The following is a 16642-nucleotide window of genomic DNA, read 5'->3' on the forward strand; positions in this document are numbered from 1 at the left end:
TGCCACGCCGGCATGAAAAAAGCACTCTACATGCCGGTGAGGCGCGGCTTGCTTCCTTTACTTGCTCGGCTTGATAACACCTTTTTTCAAAATAATATTGGCGTACTGCGCACTTTCTCCGGTTGCAACAATGGCATAGGTCTTCTTCGCCCGCTCATAGAACGCGAAACGCTCAACGAGCTCCAGCTCCTGCGCCTCCGGCTCATGCTTGAGAATAATCTGGCGGTATTCGTCCCAAATGACCGGCTTGATCGGATCCCCAAGCACAACGGCCATTAACGCTGTAGAGTGCTCCGCATATTGATCCAGCGGGAATAGACTTAGAATCGCATCCAGCAGCGCTGGAATTTCGAGGCCGTCTGCGCGCAGCAAACGCTGTGCATGGCTCGCCGCCGGAAAGTTGCTGTCCGCCAGCACAATCTCATCGCCATGGCCCATTTCCATCAGAACCTTTAACAGCTCGGGAGAAAGTATCGAAGGAATTCCTTTTAACATCTCGGCATACCTCACTTATTAAAAAATATTAAGCGCTTTTTTCGACTGCATGACCATCGTATTGGAACGACGAGCAACCTGTCAACCACATTTTACCTTCCGAAAAGCGCTCCTCCATCCAATCGCTCACATGCTGGCATCCTTACGATAGATCGGTTACTATAGATAAGTACTGCTATCACGATCACACGAGAAGCGAGGTGCGAGGCCATGGAACAAGTCGTCATCGTCGGGGCAGGACCCTGCGGCCTATCCGCCGCGATTGAGCTCAAGAAGCTCGGGATCGACCCTCTCATCATTGAAAAAGAATGCGTCGTCCATTCCATCTATTTGTATCCTACATATATGCAGTTCTTCAGTACCCCCGAGCTGCTGGAAATCGGCGGTTATCCGTTCTCAACGCCGAACGAGAAGCCCTATCGGCAAGAGGCGCTGACCTATTACCGGAATGTAGCGGCAAGAAGCGAGCTGCGCATTCGTGCCTATCACACCGTTACGGACATTGTACAAGCTGATACCGGCGGCTTCCAGCTCCAGGTGGAGAATCGTTCAGGTGCCCGGAGCATCGTGGAGACTCAGAAGCTCGTCCTTGCAACGGGATACTTTGATCATCCGAACCTAATTGGCATACCCGGCGAATCACTGGCCAAGGTTACCCACTACTATCGGGAAGCGCATCCCTACGGCGGAACGAAGGTGGTCATCATCGGAGGCAATAACTCTGCGATTGATGCAGCGATGGATTTAATGCGCACCGGCGCCGAGGTGACGGTCGTATATCGCGGGCCTACCTATTCTCCGAATATCAAGCCATGGGTCCGGCCGATTTTCGAAAGCATGGTGAACAAAGGCCGCGTTCGCATGCTGTTTAGCTCGCAGGTCATGAGCATCGAAGAGCAGACGGTGACGGTGCGCAGCAATGGTGAAGAAACGCAGCTGGCGAACGATTTTGTCCTTGCGCTGACCGGGTTCCGACCAAACCGCAGCCTGCTAACCAAGCTGGGCTCTTCCATGCAGCCCGATGGCACACCGAATTTCCACACGGATTCAATGGAAACCTCGGTTCCAGGCTTATACCTCGCTGGAGTCGTAGCCGCTTCCGCGGCGGATGCGAATGAAATTTTCATCGAAACCGGCCGCCATCACGGTACACTGATTGCCCGGCATATCACAGGTTGACATCAGGCTATAAAAGTAAAAAAAGATCGCACTGCTCCATTTCGGAACAGGCGATCTTACTGTTTATACGATTAAAATATCAATTGCTTCTCGCGCTGCGTTAAGCGGCGACCCGCAATATCCACAGTAAGCCTGCCTTCCGACAGCCCCCAGATGCGGGAGCCGAACTTCTCGGCGAGCTCCACCTGATGCAGACTGCAGAAGATGACCAGCTTATTTTTCCGGGCGATCATTTGCAGATCTTCCATAATGCGGCTGGCTGCCTCAGGATCTAAACCGGACACCGGCTCGTCCGCATAAATCACCTTCGCGCCCTTGATCATCGCCTTACAAATGGCTACGCGCTGCTTCTCCCCGCCGCTTAGCTTATCGACAGGCTCGTGCGCCTTCTCGAGCAGACCCACTTTATCTAAATAGTCCATCGCTTCCAGATGATCGTCCTCGGAAACCGTATTAGTGAGAAAGCGCAACCAAGATTTTTTGAACAAGAGCGCACTTAGCACATTTTTCAATGCTGTCTTCTTCCCATTCAGACTCGGCTTCTCTTCCAAGAACGCCCACTGCTTGCGCAGCATGAGCTTTTCCCATCCGTTGATCGAGGTAATATCTTTGCCGTCATAAATATATTGCCCTTCATCCCACTTTTCTTTGAGCATCAGGCACTTGAAAAAAGTCGTTTTCCCACTGCCGCTTGCGCCAAGCAAAGCGATCAGCTCACCTTCGTCAGCCTGAAAGCTGATCCGCTGTAATACGCGGGTGTCTGGCGGATAAGTTTTGCTTAAATTACGTACGATGATCATGCGGCCGATTCTCCTTTGCTTGCTTCCTCCGTTGTCCCATGTCTTGCCTGCTATAACTATACCATGGACAGGCGCCAAAAAACCACAAGCATTGCGGCCGCATTTAACATTTGCGAGTAAATAACCCCTCTGTAGTATATCTTCCTTTTTTGATCCAAGGTAGAATTAGAAAATAGCCGCCACCCCTCGGCAGCGGCTTTCGGCTGGTTTTCGATATTATTGCGGATTCGTTTCTTTCGGTTCTCCGTTTAGGCTCGGAGGTCGTTTCGCCGCTTTGGCGGCAGACATGAAGGCTTCTTCTTCAGTAAATTTATTGTTTCGAAAGTACGAGCTGTTTTTCGCATTTGCTTTTTGCTTATCCATGCTGAGGCTCACCTCCCATCCTGCCTAGTTTGCCACTGCAGAAATTCAGTTATGTACTGTGAAAATTTGTCATATAAATTTAACAATTGGTTCGACACCGATTTACATTTTTTATAAAAGATTCGTATTATAATGGACAAATCTTAAGCTAACGAATGGGGTCAGAACGAATGAAGGAAGTCGAATTGCAGAGGAATTTAGAACGGATGCAGCTTCAGCTTTACTTGCTCGTAGAACAAACCGGGAGTTTTGTCGATCCAAAGGTCGTCAAATTAAGCCAAGAAATCGACCAGCTTGTTGTTTGTCTTCAGCGGATGCGTATGAAGGACAAGCTTAGATATTAAGAGGCCATTACAAAATAATGCGCCTCTTTTTTATTTCTCAGCTTGAAAAACTTCACATGATATGTTATATTAAAACCAAGGAAAATCAAGGGTTTTAGCACTTTACGAGCCCAAATCCAAGACCTGTATGCGCTTTCTTGATTTCTTGATGCCAACCTCGTTTGATCATGAAAAAGGAGCGATGTCCAATGCATTCCCAATCCCGCGAAATACAGGAAAAGAAAATTTCCGTTGAGTTGACCCTTAATGAAGCCCTGGCTCTGACCGGTGTCCGATTTAATGATAATCATCAGCTGGAAATCGATGCGATGCATAAGATCAAGAAGCAGCTGGAAGAGCAAATCATCGACCGCCGTCGTCACCTTCAGTAAGCATAATTGAACATAAGTAAGGCCTTACCACAGGGGTGGAAAGATCTAATAAACAAAAGATCTTTCTACCGAGGTGGAAAGGTCTTTTTTGTTTGCCCGCTTCGCATCGTTTATAATACAGGAGAGGAAAATACGTCTCGTCTGAGAGGAGCGAATTTAACGATGAAACAGCACATCGCTTCTGTGATTGAACAGCATGCGAGTACATTCACAGCGATCTCCCAATACATAGGTGAAAATCCGGAGCTAGGGCATGAAGAATTTAAAGCATCTACCCGCCTCATGGAGGAATTGAGAGTCCAAGGCTTTCAAGTGCAGACTCCTGTACTGGATCTGCCAACCGCTTTTATCGGCACCTACACCGCCTCCAAGCCAGGCCCGACGGTGGCTTTTTTATGTGAATATGATGCGCTGCCTGAGCTTGGACATGCGTGTGGCCATCATTTAATTTGTGTGATGAGCTTGGCAGCGGCGGTCGGGCTGAAATCCGTGATGGAGGAGCTTGGCGGGACACTACGCGTGTACGGCACCCCAGCGGAGGAAACGAAAGGCGCCAAAGTGACGATGGCCGCGGCAGGATTGTTTAACGACTGTGATTTTGCGTTAATGGCGCATCCATATCACACGTACGAGAAATCCGGTGAATCGCTTGCTATGGACGCGATCCAATATGAATTTTTCGGCAAAGCCGCACACGCGGCAGCTACGCCGTACGAAGGGATTAACGCGCTGGATGCGGTGCTGTTATTGTTCCAATCGATCGGCGCACTCCGGCAGCAGCTGCAGAGCCATGCCCGGATTCACGGGATCATTGCCGATGGCGGTAAAGCCCCGAACATCATTCCGGAGTATGCTGCGGCGCAATTTTATATCCGTTCCGCGAATCGCCCTTATACCGATGAATTGGTGCAAAAGGTGCTCCGCTGTGCCCAAGGAGCCGCGCTGCAGACCGGCTGTACGCTCAAAACATCGAACTATGAGTTCTCGTATGACGAGCTGATCACGAATGAGACACTGTCGGAACTATTCACGCGCAATTTGGGCTTGCTCGGCATCTCCGAGAATGAAATCGAGACCGGCAAAGATCACGGATCACTTGATCTTGGCAATGTGTCGCGGCATTGTCCGACCATTCATCCGTATGTGAAAGTAGTGAACGAGAAGCATCTGCTGCACACCAAGGAATTCCGCGATTTAGCGATGCAGCCGCGTGCCTTCGAAGGAATGCTTCTAGGCGCCAAAGCGCTGGCCTACACGGCCTACGATGTGCTGTCAAACCCGGAGACACTGCAGGTGATGCGTGAGGAATTTAAGCGCAGCGTCCAAGCCGGAGCGTCGAAACATTAAAAAGAAGCCGCACAGCTGCTTCCGAAACGCTCGGAGGCTGTGCGGCTTTTTGCTGTTTACAATACCTTGCTCAAAAACTCTTTCGTACGCGGATGCTGCGGACTCGCAAACACTTCTTCCGGCTTGCCCTGCTCCACGACTTTGCCCCCGTCCATGAACACCAGTCGCGTCCCCACTTCTCTGGCAAAGCCCATCTCATGCGTGACAACGACCATCGTCATGCCTTCGGCCGCCAGCTCCTTCATGACATCCAACACCTCGCCGACCATTTCTGGATCAAGCGCCGATGTCGGCTCATCGAACAGCAGAACCGCAGGCGACATGGCGAGCGCTCTAGCGATGGCAATCCGCTGCTTTTGACCGCCGGACAGCTGTCCTGGGTAGCTCCCTGCTTTGTCTGCGAGGCCAATGCGTTGCAAGAGGTCAGCGGCGATTTTCTGTGCTTTTTCATTGCTGAGGTTCTTCAGCTTCTTTGGCGCCAGCGTAATATTGTCCATGACCGACATATGAGGGAACAGATTAAACTGCTGGAACACCATCCCCATCCGTTGACGCAGACGATTGAGATCCTGCTTGCTCTTCACAAGCGAGGTGCCTTCAAATTCAATATCGCCGCCCGTCGGCGTCTCCAGCAGGTTCAAGCAGCGCAAAAAGGTGCTTTTCCCCGAGCCGCTGGGCCCAATCACAACGACCACTTCGCCTTTGGCGATTTCCATATCGATGCCGCGGAGCACTTCGTTTTTGCCGAACGTTTTGTGTAAATCCATTACCTTAATCAGAAGTCCTCATCCTCCTCTCTGCTACCCCGAGCAATTTGGACAGTGTGAAGGTCATGACGAAGTAAATCAGTGCGGCTACAAGGAGTGGTCCGAACGGCTGGAACGTGTTACCCCGTACCGTATCCGCTTTATACATGAGTTCGCCGATCCCGATGACGGAGACGATCGAAGATTCCTTGATGACGACGATAAATTCATTGCCGAGGGCCGGCAGCACATTGCGAAGAGCCTGCGGTAAAATAATATAGCGCATCGCCATCGAATGAGGCATCCCCAGTGAGCGTGCTGCTTCCATTTGTCCTTTGTCAATCGCTTGAATTCCCGCACGGAATAATTCTGCTATGTACGCCGCACTGTTAATGGAAAGCGTCAATACCGCTGCCATAAAGTCTGGAAAAGCGGAGCCAAAGCCCGGCACCTCAGGAAAAGTAATTCCGATTTGCGGAAGGCCATAATAAATAATGAACAGCTGTACGAGCAGTGGAGTACCGCGTATGAATTCAATATACGAGGTAGCGAAAATTTTCAGCGGCCAAATCCTCGACATGCGCATCAATGCGAGAGAAACCCCTAGAACGACACCCAAAATCACCGTAAAGAACGATAAAATCAGCGTTATTTTAGCGCCATCAAGAAAAAACATATAATACTTCGGTAAAAATGAAAAATCCATCGTTCCCCTCCTTCTTCAGCCTTCGTATAAAATTTGCAAAAAACCGAACAAAAACCCGGGTGGAGTAGCTCCGCTCAGGTTTTTGTCGTCTATAGGAAAGTCGCTCTTATGAAGTTATTATTCCACTTGATCGTTTGCCTCAGCCACAAATTTTTCAATGGATTTATCAGCCATCAGCTTATCAAGCGTTTTGTTCATTGCGTCCACCAGCTCAGGGGCGCCTTTCTTCAGGGCGATCGCCGAACCGCTGTCTTCTGTCTTCAGCTTCACGTCAGTAATGACAAGATCTTTGTTCTTCGACAGGTAAGCAGAAGCGACAGGCTGCTCAACTACGAGCGCGTCAACCTTCTTGTTTTTCAGCTCAAGCATGAGGTCGGAGATTTTGCCAAGAGCTTTCAGCTCGGAGTTAGGCATTTGCTCTTTTACGATCTGTTCTTGTGTAGCACCTTTTTGAGCGCCGACTTTCTTACCTTTCAGATCGTCAACCGATTTGTATTTGTCTTTATCTTCGGCGCGAACAACCACCGTTTGAACTGCAGTGTAGTAAATTTTAGTGAAATCTACACTTTTCTTACGCTCTTCAGTAGGAGTCATACCGGAAATAACGAAATCGACATTTCCAGCATCCAGGGCAGCCAACAGACCATCAAACTTCATATCCTTCATTTCGAGCGTAACGCCGAGGTCTTTAGCAAGAGCTTTGGCAATCTCGATATCGAAGCCGACGATTTCGTCCTTCTTGTTCACTTCTTTGTGGAACTCGTACGGCGGGTAGTCCGCGCTTGTACCTACAACAATTTTACCGGCCTTCTTAATTTGATCCAGCTTCGTTTCCTTCGCCGGTTGTGCCGCGGCTGGCTTATCTCCGGTCGTTTTGGATGGCTCTGCCGGAGCAGCTGCCTTCGATCCGCAAGCAGACATCACCAAAGCAAAACATACAAATAAACCAATAAGAGCTTTGTTTTTGAACATTGGTCAATTCTCCTTTCAAAGTAACTTCAACATTATATAATAGAGCTGATAGTTTGACAACAGCTTCTCTATTTTGTCAATTATCGCCTCCAACTGAAAAAATGAGCCGCACAAATAAGTAGAAGCTTCTACTTATCTGGCAGCCCTGGAATAGGAATACTTACTAAGGTAGAGATTAAATAAACCTTGGTTTAGCTAGAAAAAATATAGCGCTGAATCGCTTTTGCGACCCCATCTTCATCGTTGGTGTCTGTGACCGCATCGGCCCGCCGCTTAACTTCTTCCTGGGCGTTGCCCATCGCTATGCCAAGCGCAGCTTCCGTTATCATCGACATATCGTTCATGCTGTCTCCCATCGCTGCGACCTCGTGCATCCCTACATCGAGCAGATTGCACACTTGGTGCAGCCCGCTCGCCTTGGTGATCCCTGCAGGATTCACCTCAATATTGGACGGATGAGAGTTGGTCAGCTCAAATGCTCCAATACTCGGGATTCTCTCATACAGTTGCGCGATTTTGTCTGGATCGTCCGATTGAAAGCCAAACTTAACCCATTGCAGCAGCGTTGAGCCTTGCAACTCCCGATCTCCCCACGAATCCCGCGTAGGCTTGCCTTCCGAATGATACCCCCAATACCACACATCCAGCTCATGAGCCAGCTGCCGCAGCGCCTCAATCACCTCCGCAGAAATCGTTTGGCGAAACAGCAGCTCATCAGGCCCTTTCCACACTTCCCCGCCGTTTACCGCGACAATGAGCGACGACTCCAGCTGGAGCTGCTTAAGATAGGGACGAATCTTATGAATTCCGCGCCCCGTGGATAAAATGACATGCACTCCTTGCTCGCTGCACTTGGCGATCCACTCCGTGTTTTGCTGCGAAATTTGCTTACTCTCATTGAGCAGCGTGCCGTCCATATCGAGCGCTATCAATTTAATCGTCATGTTGCTACTTCACCCCCGAATGCATAAAGCTGTTGATGAACCCTTTTTGAAACACGAAAAATCCGATTAAAAGCGGCAGCGCGATAATTAATGTAGCCGCTGTCACCTCTGCAAACTGTGCTCCGGTCTCGGAAGCATGAGCAAAAATCGCCAATCCTACCGTAAGCGGCCGGTTCTCCGGAGAATTCGTCACTATGAGCGGCCATAGGAAGGCGTTCCAATGATGGCTGATCGACACGATCCCAAACGAGATCAACGAAGGAATCGCCAACGGCGCATATACCTTCATAATAATCTGCAGCAGATTGCAGCCGTCGAGCCTTGCTGCCTCCTCCAGCTCATAGGGCACGGATTTAAACGTCTGCCGCAATAAGAACGTACCGAACGCCGAAGCAAAGTAAGGAATCATAATTCCCAGCTTGGTATCGATCAGATGCATCGACTTCAGGACTTGATAGTTCTGAACGATCAGGATATCCGGGGGAACCATAATTTGCATCATAACCAGCATGAGAAGTACATCTTTCCCCCAAAAGTTCATGCGGGCAAAGGCATAAGCTGCGAAAATGACCGTAATCAGCTGAACAAGTACGATCCCAACCACGATTTCAATCGTGTTGACGTAATACTGTGCAAACGGAGCCGCATTCCACGCATGCTTGTAGTTATCTAATGTAAATTGCAGCGACCAGCCGGACGATACGATCAGGTCCCGGGGCCGAAAGGAGGTTATGACGGTCCACGCAAGCGGGATAATCCAGATGAGGGCCAGAACATACATCAGGCCATATTTGAGGAAGCGCATGCCACTCCTCCTAACTGTAATGAATTTTTTTATCCAGCCCGAAAAATTGGATACACGAAACGATCAAAAGCAGCACAATGAGGACTACGGTTAAGGTAGCTGCCATCCCTTCGTCCCAAAACTTGAAGGCAGTCTCATAGATATGGTATAGCAGCAGATTGCTTGCATTGTCGGGGCCGCCGCCGGTCATGACCGGCAAATGATCAATCAGCTTGAAGGTGCCCGTCGTCGCAATAATGAAAATAAATAACGTGCTCGGCATCAGCAGCGGGAACGTCACCTTCCAAAAGACGAACCATGGTCTTGCTCCATCCACATCAGCCGCTTCATATAGATCCTTAGGGATGTTTTGCAGCCCGGCCAAATAGAATACCATAAGAAATCCGGCTTCCTTCCAAATCGCCATCACAATCGTCGAGCCCAGCACCGTGCTCATATCGCCCAGCCAGTTAACCGAGGGGAGGTGGAACCACTCCAGAATGCTATTCAAAATGCCATACTTTGGAGTGTAAATAAACAACCAAATATTCGCGATAGCAACAGCCGGAATGACGGTCGGGTAAAAATAAAACGTTCGCATCAAGCCGCCGCCCCGGATCGCACGGTTGACAAACAGAGCCATGATCATTGCAATGGCCATCGCCGCGGGAACGGTCCCGATGACAAAGATGACCGTATTGCCCAGCACCTTCCAAAACTTCGCATCTTCCCAAAGCTTCTGATAGTTCCCTCCGCCCACAAACTGCGGGACGCGGATCGCCAATTTTTTCAAATAAAAACTGGTAACGACCGTCTTATACAGCGGGTAGAACGTAAACAGCGCGAGGAAAATGAAAGTAGGAAGGAGAAGCAGCCACGCTTGCACATTGTTGCGCATACGAACGGCTAATAACCGCTTCTCCATGGATCGCCCTCCTATCTACTTCACTTATTTGTTAAAAGGAGCCAGCACTTTCTCGGAGGCATCCTGTGCCTTCTTGAGTGCTTCCGCCGGAGGAACGTCGCCCGTGATCGCGGATTGCAGGCTGTCGTTCCAGATCTTCCCTACCTCGCCGGAAGCGTGCGTAGAGAACGAGGCGGCAGCATATTGAAGCTGATCGCGTGCCGTAACCGCTTGCGGGAAGGAGGCGATATATTTTTTCATCGCTTCGGTCTCATTCGAGCTGCGGGTCGGCGCTACATAGCCGGTATCAATACTGAACTGCGCCAGACGGTCCGGCTGGGTCAGCCAACGGATATATTTCCACGCCGCTTCCTGCCGTTCTTTCGCAATCCCTTTAAAGATGTACAGGTTCGCTCCACCTACCGGTGTGCCGAAGTTCTTACCGGCTGGCAGGAACGCTGTGCCGAATTCGAATTTGGCTCCGCTCTTCACTGCACCGAGGTTGCCCGTCGTATGGTACATCATCGCGGTTTTTCCGCTGTTGAAGTCCGACGGAATCGTAGCCCAGTTCGTAGCGCCCTCCGGCATGACCTTGTCCTTCTTGATCAGGTCAATCCAAAATTGCAGCGCTTTTACATTCTCCGGAGTATTAAAAAATACTTTCTTGCCGTCCTGATCCATCAGGTTTTTGCCGTTCTGTAAAGCAAGTGCCTGGAACATCCAGCCAATGTAGTCGGTGGAGGAAATTTCAAGGCCCCACCTGCCAGGCTTCGTCAGCTTTTTTGCGTATTCGGTTAATTCCTGGTAATTTTGCGGCGGTTTATTCGGATCCAGACCCACCTCTTTAAACGCATCCTTGTTGTAGTACAAAATAATGGTGCTGCGCTGGAACGGAATGCTGTACGTTTTGCCGCCGGTTTGAGCGTTTGCCATAAAGCCTTCATAGAAATCTTTAATGTAAGCGTCTCCACCATCTTTGGCAATCAGGTCATTCAGCGGGATAATCGCGTCCATGTCCATCAAGGTGAACAAATCCGTGGAAGACGACAGCATCAGATCCGGCGGCGTGCCTCCCATGACAGCGGTTTGCGCTTTGACCAGGGTGTCCTGGTTGCTGCCTGTATAAATCGGCTTCACGGTAATCCCGTCTTTGTTTTCCTTGTTGAATTGCTCGGCCAGGCTGTCGAAAATTTTGGTCAATGGCCCGCCGACAGCCACTGGGAAGTAAAATTGCAGCTCGATCGGCTTGGAGGCTTTTTTCTCTGCCTCCGTTGATTTTGCTCCAGAGCCTCCGGTAGCAGGAGCCGCTCCGCCGCAAGCCGATAAGGCCAGCATGCTTCCCGTGAGAGCGATTGCAAGCATCATTTTCGTTTTGGTCAGCTTCACACCTATTCATCTCCTTAATGGTTGTTTTAGCGTTCGTCAGCAGGCTGTCAATGCCCCCCTTTCGACAAAATAAAAAGAACCCAAAATGCAGTTTTCATCATTCCGGAAGGAATCATGAACAGCACTTTGGGTTCTCAATATCTCAGCCCTAAGCAAACGCCGAATGAAATTGTATTGGTAAATACTTGGTTTAGTATACTCTTCCAAGTCCAGAACTGCAATACATTTTTTTACCTCGCCGATCTAGGGGCTATTTCACTTGCTTGGTTGCAGACACGCGCTGTGCTGCCAGCTCCGCCTCAAATCGCTTGCGTTCCGTTCGCTCGATCTGCACAATGCGTCCATCATGGACGACGATTTGAACGGTGCCGTATTCGAGACCATTCACACTTTGTGCCAAGCGCTTAATCCAATGCTCATCCACTTCCAATGGCTTTGCCATGGTCCATCCCTCCGCTACCTGATTAGATTTCCCAGTCGTTCCATTCTTGTTTCTGCTTGTCGTTCGTGATCAGCCACTCCCTCGTCTTGCTCAGCAGCTGCTCCTTCGCTTCTCGCCCAGTGAACGTATGATTCGCTTGAAAAATAACCTCTTTATCGCACAGCCCCTGACTGCGCATCCAGAACAGCTTCTGGTACAAAAAGCAGTAGTCTACCGGAATCACTTCGTCGGCCGTGCCATGGACCAGGAACACATCGCCGTTAAACTTGCGCAGCTGCTCAAACGGCTGATGCTTGGTCAGCGAGTCGAAAAACACCGGCTCGAAATTGTAGCCCAAGTAATCCGAGGAGCCGTTCTGAACGGCACGTTCATACAGCTGCTTGCCGGTGATGTTAATGATGTCGTTGAAAGGATACGCGACCGCTGCCCAGAGCACCAGTGTCTTCACCCGCTTATCACGCGCTGCCGTCAAGATCGCTACCGCACCGCCTAAGCTGTGACCGAGCAAAATCAATCGCTGCGGATCCACGCAATCGATGTCTAGTGCGTAATCGATCACATGCCGGGTTTGGTCGATCAGCGCATCCAAGCCGCCCTGGCCATAATCTCCCGTGCTCTCGCCGCAGCCGCCGTAATCAAACCGCAGCACCATGTACCCATGCCGGCAAAAATCACGTGCCGCATTGACGAAAAGCCGGTCCACGCCAATTCGGGTGCCTATAAAGCCATGTGCGATGATGATGATCGGATGACGGTTTGCTTTGCTTCCAGCAGCTCCCGAGACGGGGTAATGCAGCGTTGCCGCCAAGTCCAGTTCTCCACTGCGTATTGTAATATGATGCTCCATGCTGTACCCCTCCAACGGTTATATCGATTCGACGCTTTCTTTCTCTATTATATGTGTACCGGCATCGGATCAACCTTCAATCGATTCTCCAGCAGTCTGTTTTCGTTCTCGTTGAACACGTAGAGGCGGTGAATCAGCACATGGACTTCATCTCCCGGCTGTAACGGCGGAAGCTCCATGGAACGGTAAGCAAACAAGCGATCACCCTCGACTTCCACTTCTACCTGCCAATTCGTCCCCCGGAAAAAGATATTCCTAACCCTTCCCTGTTCCGCTGCGGAAGGAAATGAAATCTCGCCGGGATGCCCAATTTCGATGAATTCCGGCCGAATCACGGCTTTCGCCTGATGAATGGCTTCGGAGTCAAAGCCCTTCAAGCCCGAAATATCATCCAGCCGGTTCGATTCCCCGATAAAGGTCGCTACAAACGGCGTTTGCGGCTCCCTATAAATTTCGATCGGCGTGCCCTGCTGCTCCAGACGGCCTTGATTCACAATCATGATCTGATCGGCCACCTCTACCGCCTCTTCCTGGTCATGCGTGACGAAGATGGTGGTGATGCCCACACGGTCGATCATGTCCTTCAGCCACGTCCGCAGCTCCTTGCGCACCTTCGCGTCAATCGCGGCGAACGGCTCATCGAGCAGCAGCAGCTGGGGCTCCGGCGCAATCGCACGGGCAAAAGCGACCCGCTGACGCTGTCCGCCAGACAGCTGATTCGGCAGCCGGTGCTCCAGCCCGGACAGTCCGGTGAGTACGATGAGCTCCATGACCCGCTCGCGAATCTGTGGTTTAGTGCGCTTTTGTACTGTTAGGCCGAAGGCGATGTTATCAAACACGGTCATGTGCCGGAACAAGGCATAGTTTTGAAACACGAAGCCGATCCCTCGTTCCTGCGGCGGCAGATGGTTCACCTTTTGCCCATGAAACAAAATGTCTCCGGCATCCGGCACCTCGAGCCCAGCCAGCATGCGAAGGATCGTCGTTTTCCCGCCTCCGCTCGGACCGAGCAGCCCGATCAGCTTCCCCTTCTCGATCTCGAAGCTGACGTCTTTGGTGGCTTGAAAGCTGCCAAAGCTTTTCGTCAAGTGTTTGGCAACGATATGCATGAACGTTACTCCCCTTCCCTGTGCTGCTGAGCTTTAAACTTCCATTCGATGAAGCTTTTAACCCCCAAGGTCACCACGGCTAGTAAAACGAGCAGCGATGCAATGGCGAACGCTCCGGCAAAATTATATTCGTTGTACAAAATTTGAATGTGCAGCGGCATCGTATTGGTCGACCCCCGGATATGACCGGAGACGACAGAGACGGCGCCGAATTCGCCAATTGCTCTGGCACTGCTCAAGATAATGCCGTACAGCAAGCCCCATTTAATGTTAGGCAGCGTAATGTTCCAAAAGATGCGCCAGCCGCCCGCACCGAGCGTCACAGCGGCTTCCTCCTCTTGCGTTCCCTGTGCCTGCATGAGCGGAATCAGCTCCCGCGCCACAAAGGGAAAGGTAACAAACACCGTTGCCAGCACAATCCCTGGCAGGGCGAAAATAATTTTGATATCATGTGCCTGCAGCCACGGACCGAACCAGCCTCTTGCACCGAACAATAGAACGTAGATGAGTCCAGAGATAACAGGAGATACGGCAAACGGCAGATCAATCAGGGTCATCAGCAGATTTTTGCCTTTGAACTTAAACTTTGTGATCGCCCATGCCGCCGCGATGCCAAATAATAGATTAAGCGGCACCGACACGGCTGCGACGGTTATGGTCAAGCGAATCGCCGCCGCGGCGTCGGATTCGATTAGTGCGGCTGCATACACCTCCCAGCCTTTGCGGAAGGCTTCCACAAAGATGCTAGCCAGCGGCAGAATGAGCATAAAGCCTAGAAAAATTAACGCGATCGCTATCAAAAACCATTGAATCATGCGCGGCTCGGTGATGTGCCGTGGCCTGTCGAGGCTCACTTGACCCGCATGGACCGTGGTGGTAACATACCCGGCCATAGGAATCGTCCTCCTTATATAAGTTAAGCTGATACCGTATGCCGGTTTGCCCGCCACTGCAGGTAGTTAATGAGGAGCAGCGTAAGGAAGGAAATGACCAGCATCACCAGTGCAATCGCTGTGGCGCCTGCGTAATCGTACTGCTCCAGCTTCGTCATGATCAGGAGCGGCGCGATTTCGGTTTTCATCGGCATATTGCCGGAGATAAACACGACCGAGCCATATTCTCCCACCGCTCTGGCGAACGCCAGCGTGAAACCGGTGAGAAGTGCAGGTAGTACCTCTGGAAAAATAACGCGACTAAACGTCCGCCACCGGCTCGCTCCGAGACTGACCGCCGCTTCCTCTACCTCCTTCTCCAGCTCCTCGATGACCGGCTGCAGCGTCCGCACCACAAACGGGATGCCGATAAAGGTCAAGGCCAGCGTAATCCCCAGCTGAGTGAACGCAATCTTGATTCCGAGCGGCTCCAAGATGCGTCCTACCCAGCCGTTCTGCGAATAGATCGTCGTCAGCGCGATGCCTGCAACTGCCGTAGGCAGTGCAAAGGGAAGATCGACGAGCGCATCCACCAGCCTTTTTCCAGGAAATTTGTATCTTACAAGCACCCAAGCTACGATGAAGCCGAAGATGGCATTCACGAGCGCAGCGCCGAGCGCCGTACCGAAGCTGATTTTGTACGACGCCACCACCCTTGCATCCGTAATCGTATGCCAAAACTTCTCCCAGCCCATGCCCGACGTCTTAATGAAAATCGCGGATAAAGGAAACAAGACGATCAAGCTGAGGTAGAGCACCGTATAGCCCATGGATAACCCGAAACCGGGTAATACCCTGCGTGAATTCCGAGCCTTTGCCATGCTGATCCCGCTCCCTGCTTACGGCTTATAGATTTGGTCAAATACGCCGCCGTCGTTAAAATGAGTTTTTTGTGCTTTCTGCCAGCCGCCGAAGAGTGGATCTTCGATCGTTACCATAGGGATTTTTGGAAATTGTGCATCATATTTCTTCGCTATCGCTTCATTGCGCGGACGGTAATAGTTTTTCGCTGCGATTGTCTGGCCTTCATCGGTGTACAGGTACTCCAGATACGCTTGCGCCACTTCGCGAGTGCCTCGTTTATCAACGACCTTATCCACCACGGCTACCGGAGGCTCCGCCAAGATGCTGAGCGACGGGTTCACGATCTCGTATTTGTCTTTACCAAATTCATTGATCGACAAGTACGCTTCGTTCTCCCAAGCGATCAGGACATCGCCAATGCCGCGCTGCACGAACGTCGTTGTGGAATCACGGGCACCGGAATCAAGCACCGGTACGTTTTTGAACAGCTTTTGCACGAATTCCTTCGCTTTCGCTTCGTCATTGTTGTTCTTCTTATACGCATAAGCGTAGGCCGCCAAGTAGTTCCAGCGGGCGCCGCCGGAGGTTTTCGGATTCGGAGTGATGACCTGGACGCCAGGCTTGATCAAATCGTCCCAATCTTTAATGCCCTTCGGATTTCCCTTCTTAACCAGGAAGACGATTGTCGAAGTGTATGGGGAGCTGCTGTTGGGCAGCTTTTTCTGCCAGTCCTTTTGAATCAGCCCCGCCTCTTGAATTGCATCGATGTCATAACCTAGTGCCAAGGTGACTACGTCGGCTTCCAAACCGTCGATGACGGATCGGCCTTGCTTGCCGGAGCCGCCGTGCGAAGCTTTGACGGTGACCGTTTGCCCGCTCTTATTTTTCCAGTAGGCTGCAAAAGCCTTGTTATACTCTTGGTACAGCTCACGCGTTGGATCGTAGGAAACGTTCAATAATTCCACGGGCGGCTTCGCTGCGGCAACTGGTTTGTCACCACTCGCATTGGATGCCGGAGTTGCGCTGCTGCCGCATGCCGTCAGGCCTAGTAAGGATAAAGCAAGAACACTGTATAAGGACCATTTGCCGATGGCTCGGAGCATCTGTTTGTTTTGAGTTTTCATAACTAAATCTCTCCCCTTGAATCATTTTTTCGGTTGAAATGAC

Annotated in this window: 20 protein-coding genes; 4 read left to right on the plus strand and 16 right to left on the minus strand. The window is 50.9% G+C overall.

The window, feature by feature from the left end; translation table 11 throughout:
* Window positions 1-57: 57 nt before the first annotated feature.
* Window positions 58-495: an L-fucose mutarotase gene (gene fucU / locus FPZ49_RS09810; protein WP_144846006.1), complete on the minus strand. Its 438-nt coding sequence runs from the start codon at window positions 493-495 to the stop codon at window positions 58-60.
* 210 nt (window positions 496-705) lie between these two features.
* Here fucU and FPZ49_RS09815 point away from each other — a divergent pair, with 210 nt between their 5' ends.
* Window positions 706-1674: a YpdA family putative bacillithiol disulfide reductase gene (locus FPZ49_RS09815; RefSeq protein WP_144846008.1), complete on the plus strand. Its 969-nt coding sequence runs from the start codon at window positions 706-708 to the stop codon at window positions 1672-1674.
* Window positions 1675-1745: 71 nt separating this feature from the next.
* On the opposite strand, the gene FPZ49_RS09820 is transcribed toward FPZ49_RS09815, so the two are convergent.
* Complete coding sequence (locus FPZ49_RS09820; RefSeq protein WP_144846010.1) at window positions 1746-2474, minus strand: phosphonate ABC transporter ATP-binding protein; 729 nt, start codon at window positions 2472-2474, stop codon at window positions 1746-1748.
* A gap of 216 nt (window positions 2475-2690) precedes the next feature.
* Entirely contained in the window at window positions 2691-2837 is a 147-nt protein-coding gene (locus FPZ49_RS35475) for a hypothetical protein (RefSeq protein ID WP_186445709.1), read from the minus strand.
* A 170-nt stretch (window positions 2838-3007) separates the two neighbouring features.
* Here FPZ49_RS35475 and FPZ49_RS09825 point away from each other — a divergent pair, with 170 nt between their 5' ends.
* From FPZ49_RS09825 to FPZ49_RS09835, 3 genes are all read left to right on the plus strand, one after another.
* Entirely contained in the window at window positions 3008-3181 is a 174-nt protein-coding gene (locus tag FPZ49_RS09825) for an aspartyl-phosphate phosphatase Spo0E family protein (protein ID WP_144846012.1), read from the plus strand.
* Between the two features lie 188 nt (window positions 3182-3369).
* Window positions 3370-3552, plus strand: a complete 183-nt coding sequence (locus FPZ49_RS09830) for a hypothetical protein (protein WP_144846014.1) — start codon at window positions 3370-3372, stop codon at window positions 3550-3552.
* Window positions 3553-3714: 162 nt separating this feature from the next.
* Window positions 3715-4899: a M20 family metallopeptidase gene (locus FPZ49_RS09835; protein WP_144846016.1), complete on the plus strand. Its 1185-nt coding sequence runs from the start codon at window positions 3715-3717 to the stop codon at window positions 4897-4899.
* A 56-nt stretch (window positions 4900-4955) separates the two neighbouring features.
* Here FPZ49_RS09835 and FPZ49_RS09840 read toward each other — a convergent pair whose 3' ends face one another.
* The 13 genes from FPZ49_RS09840 to FPZ49_RS09900 all read right to left on the minus strand — a co-directional run bounded on the left by FPZ49_RS09840 (window position 4956) and on the right by FPZ49_RS09900 (window position 16578).
* Complete coding sequence (locus FPZ49_RS09840; protein WP_144846018.1) at window positions 4956-5678, minus strand: amino acid ABC transporter ATP-binding protein; 723 nt, start codon at window positions 5676-5678, stop codon at window positions 4956-4958.
* Entirely contained in the window at window positions 5671-6351 is a 681-nt protein-coding gene (locus tag FPZ49_RS09845; RefSeq protein ID WP_144846020.1) for an amino acid ABC transporter permease, read from the minus strand. Before FPZ49_RS09845 ends, FPZ49_RS09840 begins: the two co-directional genes overlap by 8 nt.
* A gap of 117 nt (window positions 6352-6468) precedes the next feature.
* Window positions 6469-7323 (minus strand): transporter substrate-binding domain-containing protein, encoded by an 855-nt coding sequence (locus FPZ49_RS09850; RefSeq protein ID WP_144846022.1) that lies wholly within the window; start codon window positions 7321-7323, stop codon window positions 6469-6471.
* A 191-nt stretch (window positions 7324-7514) separates the two neighbouring features.
* Window positions 7515-8267, minus strand: coding sequence for a Cof-type HAD-IIB family hydrolase (locus tag FPZ49_RS09855; protein ID WP_144846024.1), 753 nt, complete (start codon window positions 8265-8267; stop codon window positions 7515-7517).
* Window positions 8268-8271: 4 nt separating this feature from the next.
* On the minus strand, window positions 8272-9072 hold the full coding sequence (locus tag FPZ49_RS09860; RefSeq protein ID WP_144846026.1) for a carbohydrate ABC transporter permease: 801 nt from the start codon (window positions 9070-9072) through the stop codon (window positions 8272-8274).
* A gap of 10 nt (window positions 9073-9082) precedes the next feature.
* Window positions 9083-9976, minus strand: coding sequence for a carbohydrate ABC transporter permease (locus tag FPZ49_RS09865; RefSeq protein WP_144846028.1), 894 nt, complete (start codon window positions 9974-9976; stop codon window positions 9083-9085).
* A 24-nt stretch (window positions 9977-10000) separates the two neighbouring features.
* Entirely contained in the window at window positions 10001-11320 is a 1320-nt protein-coding gene (locus tag FPZ49_RS09870) for an ABC transporter substrate-binding protein (RefSeq protein ID WP_144846276.1), read from the minus strand.
* 271 nt (window positions 11321-11591) lie between these two features.
* Window positions 11592-11783: a YezD family protein gene (locus FPZ49_RS09875; protein ID WP_144846030.1), complete on the minus strand. Its 192-nt coding sequence runs from the start codon at window positions 11781-11783 to the stop codon at window positions 11592-11594.
* 22 nt (window positions 11784-11805) lie between these two features.
* Window positions 11806-12630, minus strand: a complete 825-nt coding sequence (locus tag FPZ49_RS09880) for an alpha/beta hydrolase (protein WP_144846032.1) — start codon at window positions 12628-12630, stop codon at window positions 11806-11808.
* 47 nt (window positions 12631-12677) lie between these two features.
* On the minus strand, window positions 12678-13739 hold the full coding sequence (locus tag FPZ49_RS09885; protein ID WP_144846034.1) for a sulfate/molybdate ABC transporter ATP-binding protein: 1062 nt from the start codon (window positions 13737-13739) through the stop codon (window positions 12678-12680).
* Between the two features lie 5 nt (window positions 13740-13744).
* Window positions 13745-14632 carry a sulfate ABC transporter permease subunit CysW gene (gene cysW / locus FPZ49_RS09890; protein ID WP_144846036.1) on the minus strand — a complete coding sequence of 296 codons (888 nt, stop codon included), beginning with the start codon at window positions 14630-14632 and terminating at the stop codon, window positions 13745-13747.
* Between the two features lie 23 nt (window positions 14633-14655).
* Window positions 14656-15492 (minus strand): sulfate ABC transporter permease subunit CysT, encoded by an 837-nt coding sequence (gene cysT, locus FPZ49_RS09895; RefSeq protein WP_144846038.1) that lies wholly within the window; start codon window positions 15490-15492, stop codon window positions 14656-14658.
* An 18-nt stretch (window positions 15493-15510) separates the two neighbouring features.
* Window positions 15511-16578, minus strand: a complete 1068-nt coding sequence (locus tag FPZ49_RS09900; protein WP_391563813.1) for a sulfate ABC transporter substrate-binding protein — start codon at window positions 16576-16578, stop codon at window positions 15511-15513.
* Between the last annotated feature and the right edge of the window lie 64 nt (window positions 16579-16642).

It is taken from the genome of Paenibacillus cremeus (assembly GCF_007786445.1).
In the GTDB taxonomy this organism is placed as follows: domain Bacteria; phylum Bacillota; class Bacilli; order Paenibacillales; family NBRC-103111; genus Paenibacillus_G; species Paenibacillus_G cremeus.

Bases quoted from the DNA above. Each gene is read 5' to 3' on its own strand.
- FPZ49_RS09865 (WP_144846028.1), bottom strand. From the start codon at position 9,976: ATGGAGAAGCGGTTATTAGCCGTTCGTATGCGCAACAATGTGCAAGCG.
- FPZ49_RS09870 (WP_144846276.1), bottom strand. From the start codon at position 11,320: ATGATGCTTGCAATCGCTCTCACGGGAAGCATGCTGGCCTTATCGGCT.
- FPZ49_RS09830 (WP_144846014.1), top strand. From the start codon at position 3,370: ATGCATTCCCAATCCCGCGAAATACAGGAAAAGAAAATTTCCGTTGAG.
- FPZ49_RS09855 (WP_144846024.1), bottom strand. From the start codon at position 8,267: ATGACGATTAAATTGATAGCGCTCGATATGGACGGCACGCTGCTCAAT.
- FPZ49_RS09880 (WP_144846032.1), bottom strand. From the start codon at position 12,630: ATGGAGCATCATATTACAATACGCAGTGGAGAACTGGACTTGGCGGCA.
- FPZ49_RS09845 (WP_144846020.1), bottom strand. From the start codon at position 6,351: ATGGATTTTTCATTTTTACCGAAGTATTATATGTTTTTTCTTGATGGC.
- FPZ49_RS09850 (WP_144846022.1), bottom strand. From the start codon at position 7,323: ATGTTCAAAAACAAAGCTCTTATTGGTTTATTTGTATGTTTTGCTTTG.
- FPZ49_RS09875 (WP_144846030.1), bottom strand. From the start codon at position 11,783: ATGGCAAAGCCATTGGAAGTGGATGAGCATTGGATTAAGCGCTTGGCA.
- FPZ49_RS09900 (WP_391563813.1), bottom strand. From the start codon at position 16,578: ATGCTCCGAGCCATCGGCAAATGGTCCTTATACAGTGTTCTTGCTTTA.
- FPZ49_RS09835 (WP_144846016.1), top strand. From the start codon at position 3,715: ATGAAACAGCACATCGCTTCTGTGATTGAACAGCATGCGAGTACATTC.
- FPZ49_RS35475 (WP_186445709.1), bottom strand. From the start codon at position 2,837: ATGGATAAGCAAAAAGCAAATGCGAAAAACAGCTCGTACTTTCGAAAC.
- fucU (WP_144846006.1), bottom strand. From the start codon at position 495: ATGTTAAAAGGAATTCCTTCGATACTTTCTCCCGAGCTGTTAAAGGTT.
- FPZ49_RS09825 (WP_144846012.1), top strand. From the start codon at position 3,008: ATGAAGGAAGTCGAATTGCAGAGGAATTTAGAACGGATGCAGCTTCAG.
- FPZ49_RS09885 (WP_144846034.1), bottom strand. From the start codon at position 13,739: ATGCATATCGTTGCCAAACACTTGACGAAAAGCTTTGGCAGCTTTCAA.
- FPZ49_RS09860 (WP_144846026.1), bottom strand. From the start codon at position 9,072: ATGCGCTTCCTCAAATATGGCCTGATGTATGTTCTGGCCCTCATCTGG.
- FPZ49_RS09815 (WP_144846008.1), top strand. From the start codon at position 706: ATGGAACAAGTCGTCATCGTCGGGGCAGGACCCTGCGGCCTATCCGCC.
- cysT (WP_144846038.1), bottom strand. From the start codon at position 15,492: ATGGCAAAGGCTCGGAATTCACGCAGGGTATTACCCGGTTTCGGGTTA.
- cysW (WP_144846036.1), bottom strand. From the start codon at position 14,632: ATGGCCGGGTATGTTACCACCACGGTCCATGCGGGTCAAGTGAGCCTC.
- FPZ49_RS09820 (WP_144846010.1), bottom strand. From the start codon at position 2,474: ATGATCATCGTACGTAATTTAAGCAAAACTTATCCGCCAGACACCCGC.